General features: G+C 74.1%; 10 protein-coding genes. 4 read left to right on the forward strand and 6 right to left on the reverse strand.

Features of this window, described 5'->3' with window-relative positions; genetic code table 11:
• Nucleotides 1-64: 64 nt before the first annotated feature.
• Nucleotides 65-1432, forward strand: coding sequence for a sensor histidine kinase (locus N4G66_RS17715; RefSeq protein ID WP_261705083.1), 1368 nt, complete (start codon nucleotides 65-67; stop codon nucleotides 1430-1432).
• A 346-nt stretch (nucleotides 1433-1778) separates the two neighbouring features.
• On the opposite strand, the gene N4G66_RS17720 is transcribed toward N4G66_RS17715, so the two are convergent.
• From N4G66_RS17720 to N4G66_RS17730, 3 genes are all read right to left on the reverse strand, one after another.
• Nucleotides 1779-2627 (reverse strand): COG4705 family protein, encoded by an 849-nt coding sequence (locus N4G66_RS17720; RefSeq protein ID WP_261705084.1) that lies wholly within the window; start codon nucleotides 2625-2627, stop codon nucleotides 1779-1781.
• A 70-nt stretch (nucleotides 2628-2697) separates the two neighbouring features.
• Nucleotides 2698-3624: a lysylphosphatidylglycerol synthase transmembrane domain-containing protein gene (locus tag N4G66_RS17725; protein ID WP_391858831.1), complete on the reverse strand. Its 927-nt coding sequence runs from the start codon at nucleotides 3622-3624 to the stop codon at nucleotides 2698-2700.
• A gap of 296 nt (nucleotides 3625-3920) precedes the next feature.
• The gene (locus N4G66_RS17730) at nucleotides 3921-5426 is read right to left on the reverse strand and encodes a hypothetical protein (protein WP_261705085.1); all 1506 of its coding nucleotides are present in this window, start codon (nucleotides 5424-5426) and stop codon (nucleotides 3921-3923) included.
• Nucleotides 5427-5653: 227 nt separating this feature from the next.
• On the opposite strand from N4G66_RS17730, the gene N4G66_RS17735 reads away from it, so the two are divergent.
• From N4G66_RS17735 to N4G66_RS17745, 3 genes are read left to right on the forward strand one after another with little or no spacing between them, the layout of a single operon-like run.
• Entirely contained in the window at nucleotides 5654-6037 is a 384-nt protein-coding gene (locus N4G66_RS17735) for a BlaI/MecI/CopY family transcriptional regulator (protein ID WP_261705086.1), read from the forward strand.
• A complete protein-coding gene (locus N4G66_RS17740) occupies nucleotides 6034-6933 on the forward strand; it encodes a M48 family metalloprotease (RefSeq protein WP_261705087.1) in 900 nt (299 codons plus the stop codon). Before N4G66_RS17735 ends, N4G66_RS17740 begins: the two co-directional genes overlap by 4 nt.
• A 45-nt stretch (nucleotides 6934-6978) precedes the next feature.
• Nucleotides 6979-7932, forward strand: a complete 954-nt coding sequence (locus tag N4G66_RS17745) for an endonuclease/exonuclease/phosphatase family protein (protein WP_261705088.1) — start codon at nucleotides 6979-6981, stop codon at nucleotides 7930-7932.
• Between the two features lie 356 nt (nucleotides 7933-8288).
• On the opposite strand, the gene N4G66_RS17750 is transcribed toward N4G66_RS17745, so the two are convergent.
• The 3 genes from N4G66_RS17750 to N4G66_RS17760 form a co-directional block, all read right to left on the reverse strand.
• Nucleotides 8289-8798 (reverse strand): O-acetyl-ADP-ribose deacetylase, encoded by a 510-nt coding sequence (locus N4G66_RS17750; protein WP_261705089.1) that lies wholly within the window; start codon nucleotides 8796-8798, stop codon nucleotides 8289-8291.
• Nucleotides 8795-10204: a phytoene desaturase family protein gene (locus N4G66_RS17755; protein ID WP_261705090.1), complete on the reverse strand. Its 1410-nt coding sequence runs from the start codon at nucleotides 10202-10204 to the stop codon at nucleotides 8795-8797. Before N4G66_RS17755 ends, N4G66_RS17750 begins: the two co-directional genes overlap by 4 nt.
• Before the next feature lie 164 nt (nucleotides 10205-10368).
• Nucleotides 10369-11235 (reverse strand): inositol monophosphatase family protein, encoded by an 867-nt coding sequence (locus N4G66_RS17760; protein ID WP_261705091.1) that lies wholly within the window; start codon nucleotides 11233-11235, stop codon nucleotides 10369-10371.
• Between the last annotated feature and the right edge of the window lie 225 nt (nucleotides 11236-11460).

The following is an 11460-nucleotide window of genomic DNA, read 5'->3' on the forward strand; positions in this document are numbered from 1 at the left end:
GTCCGGGTCCTTCACACGCCCGGCCGACCGCCGCGGCGAATTCCACGACCGGAGGCGGGCGCCCATGAGAACGTTCGCATCCCGGTGGCGGCCGGGCACCCTGCGGGGCCGGCTCTCCCTGGTCGCGCTGACCACCGCCACCCTGCTGATGGTGATCCTCACGGTGGCGTTCAACACCGTCGTGCGACAGCACCTCCAGCACCAGGCGGACGACGAGCTGCGCACCCGGGGCACCGCCGTCGCCGCGACGGTCGACACCAGCGGCGCCCGGGTGCGGGTACTGGAGACGCCGGGCGAGGAACTGCTCGACGCGAACGTATGGATCTACGCGGGCGACCGGCTCCTGGAGAAGCCGCCCTCGGCCACCGCCGCCGGCCCGCTCACCCGCGCGGCCGGCGCACTCGCCGCACGGGGCGGGACGCACTGCGGCACCGCCCGTGCCCACGGCCCGGTCCGGCTGTGCGCGCGGCCGGTGCCGGGCGACAGCACCGGCGCGACGGTCGTCACCGCCCTCGACCTGTCCCCGTACCGCAGTTCGGCCGACACCCTGCTGTTCGCGTCGCTCGCCCTCGACGCCGCCATGCTCGCCTGTACGTACGCGCTGACACGCCTCGCGGTGGGGCGCGCACTGCGTCCCGTGCGCACCATGACCGACCAGGCCACCCGGTGGAGCGCCGTGGCCTCCGAGGAACGCTTCGGGAGTATCGATCGGCCCGACGAACTCGCCCGGCTGGGCGGGTCCCTGGACGCGCTCCTCGACCGTATCCGGGCCCTGCTGCGCCACGAGCGGCAGCTCACCCAGGAGCTGTCGCACGAGCTGCGCAATCCGCTCGCCCGGATCATCGCCGAGCTCGACTGGTGGCAGTCCCGGCCGCGCTCCGCCGAGGAGACGCGGATCGCGCAGGAGGCCGTGGCGGACGCCGCCCGGTCCATGCGCACGATCTGCGACACGCTGCTCGACGACGCCCGTGACAACGCGTCCGCCGCGCCGGGCACCAGCGAGGTCGTCCCCGTACTGCGCCGGCTCGCGGACCGTGCCGTCACGACGCGGCCGGAGGTGGAGATCGTCGTCACCGGCCCGGCGACGGGTCCGGTGGCCGGGGTGGTGGACGCCCTGCTGGAGCGCATCGTCAGTCCCCTGCTCGACAACGCGCTGCGGCACGCGTCCGCCCGGGTCGAGATCCGGGTCGGCGAGCAGCCCGCCGGCGGCGTTCTCGTGGAGGTCACGGACGACGGCCCCGGCGTACCCACGTCGTTCGCGCCCCAGCTCTTCCAGCCGGGGCGGCGCGCCGATCCCGCGGACGGGCACGGCGGAGCGGGCCTCGGTCTGCCGCTCGCTCGGCGCCTGGCCCGTTCGGCAGGCGGCGAGGTGCACCACGAGGAGGCGCGCGCCACGGGCGCGACGTTCGTGGTCGGCCTTCCGTCGGGGTGAGGACTCCGCGGGCCGGGCCGGCTCCGGAAGGAACACTTCGGGAGTCGTCCGGCCGCCGGCAGGACCGACCCGCCTCCGACCGGTCGCACGGGAGGCGGGTCGCCTCGTGGCGGCTCACCGGGGAGGTCTGCCTGAATGCGACGGGCTCACCGGGGAGGTGGATCCTCCTGCGACGGGTTCGCGCCCGGAGCGGGCCGCGGGCCCGCCTTGCGTCCCGGAGGCCGGCCCGGTCGCCGGGCTCACCGGGCGCGGCCCCGGTTTCCGAATGCGGGACGCCGGACGCCGGCCGGCGTCCGGCGTCCGGCGTCCGGCGTCCGGCCCGCTTCCGGCGTCGCCTCGTAGCTGGTCAGCCCGCCTGAAGCGTGGGCCGGTCGGCGGTCGTGACGTCGCGGCGGGTGATCGAGAGGTAGACGACCATGCCGAGGATGACCGTCAGGAACAGCACGCTGGTGACGACGGTGCCGAAGCCCAGGCCGCCGTCGCCGGTCGGCTGCGAGAGGTAGTCGCCGATCGACGCGCCCAGCGGACGGGTCAGGATGTACGCGATCCAGAAGCTGAGCACGGCGTTCAGGCCGAGCGCGAAGTGCGCGACGGCGACCGAGGCGATCGCGAGACCGAACAGCACGGCGGAGACCCAGTACCCGAGGGCCATGCGCTCGGCGACCAGGTCACCGGCCGCGGTGCCGAGCGCGAAGGTGAACAGCACCGCCAGCCAGTAGTAGGCCTCGCGGGAGAGCGTGTCGACGCTGTGGATGGACAGCGTCCCCTCGCGGCGGTACCAGACGAAGAAGGTCACGGCGAGGGCGACCGCGAACACGGCGGTGCTGGTCTCCAGCGGCACGCCCAGGTTGTCGGTGAGGTTGTCGCTGATCAGCGTGCCCACGACACTGATCAGCGCCACGGCGAGCCAGTACACGCCCGCCCGGTAGGCCTTCGTGCGGAACTGGACCACCAGGACCACGGCCAGCAGCGCGCTCATCAGCAGCGACACACCGGTCAGGCCCAGGCCCAGCTTCTCGTTCAGGAGGTCCGCGGCGGTCTCGCCGACCGTCGTGCACAGCACCTTGATGATCCAGAAGTACGCGGTGACTTCGGGCACCTTGTTCCAGCGCAGACGCGGCCCGGCGGCGTGCGGGGCACCGGTGCGGCCGTACGCCTCAGGAGTCCCGGAGGTCTCTGTTGTCTCGTAGCTCATGAGGCCCGACGGTGCCAGCGCGAGCCTGAACGCATCCTGACTGCCGTACGCCCCCGCGCGCGCCCATCGTTCACAGCACTCGGCGGCGGATCAGCACCCCCAGCGCCACCAGCCCCGGGAGCAGCGGAAGCCACACGGTGAGCAGCCGGTAGCCGAGAACCGTCGACGCCGCAGCGCCGCCCGGCGCCCCGGCGAGCGTGAGGGCCAGCACGAGGGCGGCGTCCAGAGAGCCGAGGCCGCCCGGGGTGGGCAGCAGGACCGCGGCGCTGCTCGCCGCGAGGTAGGCGAGCGCCACGCGGGCCGGGGGCAACGGCAGGCCGATGGCCTGCGCGACGGCGATGACCACGGTGGCGTGCAGCGCGGCGAAGGCGAGCGAACCGCCCCACAGCGCGGCGGCCCGCGCGGGGAGTTCGTGTACGGCGCGGACGTCCAGCAGTACGGCACGCAGCGCGCGGCGCAGCGGTCCCGCCAGGAGAACCGCGGCGACGGCGACCACCACGACGGCCGTCGTCGAGGCGGTCACGGTCCAGGCGCTCGCCGGTACTCGGGGAAGACGGAGCGCGCCGGGACAGGCCAGGGCGAGTACGCCGATCAGACAGCCGCGCACGACGGTTCCCGCGCACGCCTTGACCGCGAGCGCGGTCGCGGAACGGGCGACGGGCAGTCCGCACCGGGTCAGGAAGCGCAGATTGACGGCGCCCGCGCCGAGTCCCGAGGGCAGTACGTGGTTGGCCGAGGCGGCCGCGAACTGCACCGCCACCAGTCGCCCGGCGGGCAGCGGCTCCGCCACCGCGCCCTGTTGGGCGAGGGCCGAGCACGCCCAGGTCGCCAGGGTGGCGGCGGTCGCCACCAGCAGCCAGCCCCGGTCGGCGTGGGTGAGCCGACAGGCTCCCGCCTCGATCACCGGCCAGTGCCGGTGGGCGAGAAACGCGGCGCAGACCAGCACGAGCAGCGAAAGCCCGGCGTGCAGGCCCACTCGCCCGTCGCCCACGGACAGTCGTCGGCCGACGGTCGTCCACCTGCCCTCGGACACCGCGGGGGACGAGGGCCCGCCCGGGCCGGACACCCGGTCGGGCGGCGGCAGCCCATGGCCGTCGGCCGTCGGACCGGCGGCCGGGCCGGTGCCAGGGCCGGCGCCGAGCACCGGTGCGCGGCCGGCCGGCCCGCTCCCGGCCGATCCTCGCGTCGGAGCGCCCACCGGTTCACTGCCGGGCGGCCTGCCGAGGCCGGCCTCCCGACCGCTGCGGGCGGCCTGCCCGGGCTGCACCGGCGAGGGCGTCTCCGACGGAAGGGTCACGGCGTACGGCTCCCCGCTCCCGGAGAGAGGTAGATGGTCAGGTCGCCGACGCGGTGGCGGGCCCAGGTGTGGGCGTACCCGGGCGGCTTGCTCCCCAAAGCGGTGACGACGGCGACCGGCATGTGCGCGGCGGAACGCGTGATGCTCTCCGAGGTGGCGTTGCCGTTGTGCCCGCCGATCGCCCAGGAGGAACAGCCGGCGTAGAAGGCGATGGGGACGGTCTGATGGCCGGTGAGCGCGCAGGGCGGCCGCACACCGAGCCGGTGCAGTTCCGCCGCCGTCACCGCCCAGCCGTGGTGGCTGTCGGTGGTGCGCCGCACCGTGGCCTGCAGGACCGCGAACTGCACGGCCAGATGCCCGGCGAGACCGACGGCCACCAGGGTCACGGTCACCGGCCGCCATCGCCGGCCCGGGAGGGTGACCAGGTGGACGAGGGCGTCGGCGACGGGGATCGCGACGAGAGCGTAGAGGGGCAGCAGGAAACGCGGGGCGGCGTATCCGATCATGAAGAGGTACGGGATTCCGGCGGTCGTGGCGCAGACCAGGAGCAGCAGGGTGGGTGCCGTGCGACGGGCCCTGACGGCGATCACCAGGCCGAGGACGGCGATCAGCGGCAGGACGAACCACCACGCCGTCACGACGGGGTTCGGCATCCCTACGGTGCAGGGCCGGCACAGCACGCGTCCGCCGAGGCTGCGCATCTGGTCGCCGACGGCGATGTTCCAGCCGAGGCCGCCCTGGATGCGCGAACCGGCGGAGAGCCGTTGCCCCAGGCCGCCGTAGCTGACGTAGGCCTCGATGATCCACTCGGCGGCTCCGGCGAGCAGGCCCGCTACGAGGGCGAGCAGCGGCCGGGCCCGTCTCCACCGGGGGACGGCCACGGCGAGGACGAGGAGCGGCAGGGTCACCCAGACCGCGTCGGGGGGCCGCATCCACGCCATCAGCGCGGCACTCAGCCCGATCCCCCACAGCGCCGCCCGGTCGCGGCCGCCTGCCCGGGCCCGCAGAAAGCACCCGACACAGGCGAGGGCACCTATCGCGACCCAGTAGTTGGGCATGGCCTGCGGGCCGTAGAAGAGGGTCACCCACAGCGTCGCGAACAGGGCGCCCGCCACGGCGAGTACCCGTACCGGAAACAGTCCGCGCCAGACGCGCAGGGCAAAGAACAGGCCGAGTCCGGAGAGCAGGGCGAGGTAGACCCGCAGCAGGGTGGTGGAGGACGACCAGGTGGCGATCGGCGCCACGAGCAGGGGGACGCCGCGGGCTCGTGGCGCGCTGAAGAAGGCCGCGGGGGCATGCGGCGAGACTTGGCTGACGTACACCGTCTCGTCCCAGCCGAGGCCCATCCCGGGGTGCACGAGGATCAGTTGGGCGAGGGTGAAGGCGGCCGCGACCAGGGCGAGCGGGCCCAGGCCACCGGGGCGCCGGAACGCGCGGGCCACCCCGTCCGGCGGTTCGGGCCGCCGGGCGCCGATGAGCAGGCCGTTCAGGGTCTTGGCCATCGTCCATCCTTCAGCCCTACACGTTGTAGGGTTTCTTCACCTTACAAGACGCAGGGTGAGGCGGGAGCCGGGAATCATGGACAAACTACCGCCGGCCGGAAGAAGGCGCCGAACGGAACGGGCATACGAGGACTGCCCGTAGGCAGTGTGCGACTCCCCCACGCCCGGGGCGCGCGCCCCGCAGCGGCACCCCTTCCGGTCCCCCTACGCGCTGTAAGGTTACGGACATGGCTGGCACGGGTCCCCATGGAAGGGTGGAACGGCGCAGCGCGGGCGAGCTGGAGAGCGAAGTCCTCGCCGCCCTGTGGGCCACCGACGACGCACTGACACCCGCCGAGATCCAGGCCGAGATCGGCGGCGGACTCGCGTACAACACAGTGCACACCATCCTCAAACGCCTGTACGACAAGGGCCTTGTGCTCCGTGACGTCGACGGCCGGCGCGGCGCGTACCGGCCCGCGAAGAACGCGGCCCAGCTGACCGCCGAGGCCATGCACGAGGCGCTCGACCGCGGACCCGACCCGATCGCGGCCCTGCAGCAGTTCGTCACCGGCCTCAGCCGCCAGGAGGAGGAAGCCCTGCGCGACCTCCTCGGAGGGAAGGGGCCATGAGGATCGACGTCTACGTTCCGCTCGTACTGGCGCTGCTCCTCACCGCGATCGCCCCGCAGGTCGGCAGGCGGGTGTCACCGGCCCTGGCGGCCCGCGTCCTCACGGCGGCCGCGGTGCTGACCGCGGCCGCCTCGACCTGGGCGCTGCTTCTGCTCGGGGTCACCCTGATCGACCAGGCTCCGGCGGTGATCGCCGAGGCCGGCGAGGAGGGCCGGGCGCTGCCCGAGCCCGTCCCGGAAGCCGTGGCCGTCCTGGCGGTGGCCGCCCTCGCCGTGATCGCCCACCGGCTCCTTCGTGTCGTACGAGCGCACATCGCGACCCGCCGGGTCCTGCGCAGGCTCTGTGAGGGGCACCCGCCGGACAGCGAGCTCGTCGTTGCCGCGTCGCCGATCCCGCACGCCTTCGCCATCCCCGGCAAGCCGGGCCGGATCCTGGTCACGGCCGCGATGCTCGGTGCGCTGGAGCCCGCCGAACGGCGTGTTCTGCTCGCCCACGAGCGCGCTCATCTCACCCACCGGCACGCGGCGTTGTCGACCGCCGTCGCCCTGGCCGCGGCGGCGAACCCGCTGCTCGTGACTGTCCGCGAGACCGTCGCCTTCCTGCTGGAGCGCTGGGCCGACGAAGAGGCCGCGAGCACCGTCGGGGACCGGCACACGACGGCACGCGCCCTGGCGCGTGCCGCCCTGGTCTCCCAGCGCGCCCGCCCGGGATGCGCCCTGCACTTCTCCGAGCACGCCGTCACCCGCCGGATCGCGGCACTGCAGACCGCTCCGCCGCCCGTCATGCGGTCCGTCGGCGCGGCCGTGCTCGCGCTCGGCGCCCTGCCCGCACTGGGTGCGGCCGACGCCACGGGCGATCTGCTGCGGCTGCTGGGCGAGACGCTGCCCTGGATGTAGGAAACCGGGCCGGCACTCGCGGCTCCGCTGGATACGGTCGCGCTCATGACATCTTCCGAGACGGCTCACCCCGGCCCCGCGCGCTCGGGGCGGGTGCGGTTCGCGACGTTCAACGTGCTGCACGGCCGGACGCTGGTGGACGGCAGACCCGTTTCCGTCCGGGTGGCGGGCGGCCCCGAGGTGCCGCTCGTCCGGGCCGTCGCGTCGCTGGACGCCGATGTGGTGGCGCTCCAGGAAGTGGACCGGCTGCAGGAACGCTCCGGCGGAGTGGACCAGGCGTCCGCAGCGGCCGTGGGGTCCGACGCGCCGCACTGGCGTTACGCGTCCGCGTTCCACGGCATGGCGAAGGCGGGCGGCGGCTGGGTCCCGGAACCGTCCGAACCCGGTCTGCGGGTGTACGGCCCGCGCGAGACCGAGGCGGGCGACGGTACCCCTTCGCACGGCATCGCTCTGCTCTCCCGGCTGCCCGTACGGCACTGGAGGGCACGGCGGCTGGCTCCGGCGCCGGTCCCCATGCCGCTGCGGACGCCCGGCCGCCCCGGACTCACCGTGTCCAGGGACCAGCCCCGGGCGGCGCTGGCCGCCGTCCTGGAGGGGCGCCACGGGCCGTTCACCGTGGTGGCGCTGCACCTGTCGTTCGTGCCCGGCTGGAACATCCGCCAGTTGCTCACCGTCCGCGCCTGGATCGCCGACCTGCCCCGGCCCCAGGTGCTTCTCGGCGACTTCAACCTGCCCGGCGCGCTTCCGCGGGCCGTCCTCGGCGCGCCCGGACCGGGCGGCGGCAGAAGACTCAGCCGGACCCGGCCGGGAAACACCCGGCCGCTGCCGCACGGCTGGCGGGACCTGGCCCGTACGCCCACCTATCCGGCGCACCGTCCGCTCGTCCAGCTGGACCACGTACTCGCCACCGGAATCGAGGCGGGCGCGGTCTGCGGTGTGCACGTGCCGAGCACCCCGATCTCGGATCACCGGCCCCTGGTCGTCGAACTGCCCGTGTGACGGGGCCGCGCGGCCGCTGCGCTCCCGGGCTGCCCGGACGGCCGGCAGGCCACCCGCGCACTCCGCCCCGGCCGTATGCGCCGGCTCAGCTCCCACGTGCCGGGGTCGCCGCCGCCCGCTCGGCCCGGTGCGCCCCGTAGGCCGTTGGCCTCCGGCCCTGTGAGTCAAAGGGCGCGCCGTCCGTTCGGCCCGGTGCCTCCGTTGACCGTTGTCCGCCCGGCCCTGTGAGTCAGGGGCGCGGCGCCCCGCCCGCTCCCACTGCGCCCCGGCAACCCCGGCAACCCCGAGAAGCGTGTGGTCGCGCGCCCGGGGTCTGCCCCGGTTCGTTCAGGCGGCTGTGTCCCGCGTCCGGCCCGTCAGCGCAGCTGCCCGGCGAACGCGTCGTACGCCCGTTCGTCGAAGAGCACGAACCGGACCTCCTCGACGTCGGTCCTCGCGGCCCGGACGGTCTCCACGGCGATGCGCGCCGCGTCGTCCATCGGCCAGCCGTAGATGCCCGCGGAGACGGCGGGGAAGGCGACGGTACGGGCGCCGAGCTCGTCGGCGACCCGCAGCGACTCCCGGTAGCACGAGGCCAGCAGCTCCGACCGGTCCTCCGCCTGCGCATAGCGAGGACCCACGGTGTGGATCACCCAGCGGGCGTCGAGCTCACCCGCCGTCGTGGCGATCGCCCGGCCGGTCGGCAGCCCCTTGCCGTAGTGGCCGGCGCGCAGCTCGCGGCACTCGGCGAGGATCGCCGGGCCGCCTCGGCGGTGGATGGCCCCGTCGACACCTCCGCCGCCGAGCAGCGACGAGTTCGCCGCGTTGACGACGGCGTCGACGCTCTGCCGGGTGATGTCGCCCTGGACCAGCGTGATCGTGGTCATGACTCTCTCAGCCTCCTCCAGACGGCCTTCGCCGCGTTGTGCCCCGACATGCCGTGCACACCGGGACCGGGCGGGGTGGCCGAGGAGCACAGGAAGACGGCGGGGTGCGGGGTGTTGTACGGGAGCAGGGACAGCCTGGGGCGGAGCATGAGCTGGAGTCCGGAGGCGGCACCGCAGGCGATGTCGCCGCCCACGTAGTTGGCGTTGCGGGCGGCGAGTTCGGATGGTCCGGCGGTCGCGCGGGCCAGTACGCGGTCACGGAAGCCCGGCGCGAAGCGCTCCAGCTGGCGCTCGATCGCGTCGGTGAGGTCTCCGGTCCAGCCGTTCGGGACATGGCCGTACGCCCAGAAGACCTGTTTGCCCTCGGGAGCCCGGGACGGGTCCATGACGCTCGGCTGCACGGTGATCAGGAACGGCGCGTCGGGTGCCCGGCCCTCGCGCGAGGCCGCCCGCAGCGCGGTTCCGATCTCCGCACTGCTCGCCCCGACCTGCACCGTCCCGGCGACCCGGGCCTTCTCGGCGGTCCAGGGCACGGGCCCGTCCAGCGCGTAGTCGATCTTGAAGGCGCCCGCGCCGTACCGGTAGCCCTCGTAGTACCGCCCGAAGCCCGCGATACGGGCCAGCGCCTTGGGCGAGGTGTCGAAGACGTACGCGCGCGCGGGAGGCAGATCGTCCAGGCGCTTGACCTCGTAGTCGGTGTGGACGGTGCCGCCGAGGTCCTTGAGATACGCGGTGAGCGCGTCCGAGATGGACTGGGAGCCCCCGCGCGCCACGGGCCAGCCCCGGGCGTGCGCGGCCAGCGCGAAGACCAGGCCGACGGCGCCCGTCGCGACACCGTCCAGCGGCGCCATGACGTGCGCCACCAGACCGGCGAACAGGGCTTTGGCCCGCTCGTCGCGGAAGCGGCGCATCAGCCAGGTCGACGGCGGCAGCCCGGCCAGACCGAAACGGGCGAGGGTGACGGGATCCCGGGGCAGCGCGGTCAGCGGCAGTGACATGAAGTCGTGCGCCAGGGTGTCCCACTTGCTCAGGAACGGCGCGACGAGCCTGCGGTACGCGCCTGCGTCGCGCGGCCCGAAGGAAGCCGCCGTCTCGGCCACCGACCGCGAGAGCACCGCCGCCGAGCCGTCGAGGAACGGGTGCGCCATGGGGAGCTCGGCGTGCAGCCACTCCAGGCCGTACCGCTCCAGGGGCATCGCCCGGAAGGCGGGCGAGTTGATGCCCAGCGGATGCGCCGCGGCACACGGGTCGTGCCGGAAACCGGGCAGGGTCAGCTCTTCGGTGCGCGCTCCCCCGCCCACCGTGTCGCGGGCCTCGAAGACGGCTACGGAGAAGCCCCGGCGGGCCAGCTCCACGGCAGCCGTCAGTCCGTTCGGCCCCGCACCCACCACGACCGTATCGAGCATCGACGGCACCTTCGGACTCCTTTGTCAGCCGACGGCCACTGAGGATCAGGATATGCCGGAGGACTGACAGCCTTGACGGCACGGGGCGTTGGAAGACAGCGCTCCGCAACCGCGTGCCGACCGCCGGACGGGGCCGGAACCCTCGCGGGCCGCGGAGCTCCCGCTCAGGCCCTGACCGCCACCTGTTCGGGCTGTGCCGCCAGCAGGGCCGCCACCCGGCGGGCCGTGGCCCCGTCCCGGGCCGCCGTGAACGGCAGCGCGTTGCCCCCCGTGACACGGAACGGCTCGCCGCGGAGCGTCAGATGGGCGCCGCCCGCCTCCTCGACGAGCAGCAGTCCCGCCGCGTGATCCCATGCCGCCTCCCACGAGAAGGCCACCGCGTCCAACTCGCCGCGGGCGATGGCCAGATATTCCAGGCCGGCCGAGCCGCACGGGCGCGGGACGACGCCCTCGACGCGCAGGCCCAGGAGCGCACGCTTCTGCTCGTCCGTGGTGTAGTCGGGATGGGAGGTCGCTATGTCGAGGTCACGGCCCGGTTCGGGCGAACCGGAGCGCAGCGGCACGCCGTCGAGCACGGCGCCCCGGCCCCGGACGGCGATGGCGAACTCGTCGCGCGCGGGCGCGTATGTCCACGAAGCGTGCACCACGCCGTCCAGCACGAGCGCGACCAGTGTGCAGAACCCGGAGTCGCCGTGCACGAACTGCCGGGTGCCGTCGACGGGGTCGACGATCCAGACCGGCGCCGTGCCGCGGATCGCCTCGTAGCTCGCCGGGTCGGCGTGCACCGCCTCCTCGCCGACCACGACCGAGCCGGGCAGCAGCGCGGTGAGGGCCTCGGTGAGGTACTTCTCGGCCAGGCGGTCGGCGTCCGTCACGAGGTCGTGCGGGCCGGACTTCTGGTCGATCTCGTGCGCGGCGAGCTGCCGGAACCGGGGCATGATCTCGGCGGCGGCGGCCTTGCGGATGGCGTGTTCCACGTCCGACGTGCGGTGTGCGAGAAACTCGTCGATGGTTTCGATTTCTTCGATCATGGCTCCATGACAGCACGCGCCACTGACAATCCCCACCCCTCCGGGGTACTCAGGGTGGAATCACCATGAATTCCCGGGGCGGGACGATCACTGGCACCGAGCCAGCGATCACGACCGCGGCGAGACCGTCCGGCAGGCCGCCGGGAAACCGTCGGGCCCGCCGTCGGGAGGCTGCCGAGCGACCCGCTGGGAGAGCGTCGGGCCGACCGGGAAACGGCCAGGCCG

Source organism: Streptomyces rhizosphaerihabitans (assembly GCF_025399795.1).
Taxonomy (GTDB): domain Bacteria; phylum Actinomycetota; class Actinomycetes; order Streptomycetales; family Streptomycetaceae; genus Streptomyces; species Streptomyces rhizosphaerihabitans.

What these genes read in the sequence shown, in the direction of transcription:
- N4G66_RS17750 (WP_261705089.1), bottom strand. Translation starts at nt 8,798, where the DNA reads ATGACCACGATCACGCTGGTCCAGGGCGACATCACCCGGCAGAGCGTC.
- N4G66_RS17720 (WP_261705084.1), bottom strand. Translation starts at nt 2,627, where the DNA reads ATGAGCTACGAGACAACAGAGACCTCCGGGACTCCTGAGGCGTACGGC.
- N4G66_RS17745 (WP_261705088.1), top strand. Translation starts at nt 6,979, where the DNA reads ATGACATCTTCCGAGACGGCTCACCCCGGCCCCGCGCGCTCGGGGCGG.
- N4G66_RS17740 (WP_261705087.1), top strand. Translation starts at nt 6,034, where the DNA reads ATGAGGATCGACGTCTACGTTCCGCTCGTACTGGCGCTGCTCCTCACC.
- N4G66_RS17715 (WP_261705083.1), top strand. Translation starts at nt 65, where the DNA reads ATGAGAACGTTCGCATCCCGGTGGCGGCCGGGCACCCTGCGGGGCCGG.
- N4G66_RS17760 (WP_261705091.1), bottom strand. Translation starts at nt 11,235, where the DNA reads ATGATCGAAGAAATCGAAACCATCGACGAGTTTCTCGCACACCGCACG.
- N4G66_RS17730 (WP_261705085.1), bottom strand. Translation starts at nt 5,426, where the DNA reads ATGGCCAAGACCCTGAACGGCCTGCTCATCGGCGCCCGGCGGCCCGAA.
- N4G66_RS17755 (WP_261705090.1), bottom strand. Translation starts at nt 10,204, where the DNA reads ATGCTCGATACGGTCGTGGTGGGTGCGGGGCCGAACGGACTGACGGCT.
- N4G66_RS17735 (WP_261705086.1), top strand. Translation starts at nt 5,654, where the DNA reads ATGGCTGGCACGGGTCCCCATGGAAGGGTGGAACGGCGCAGCGCGGGC.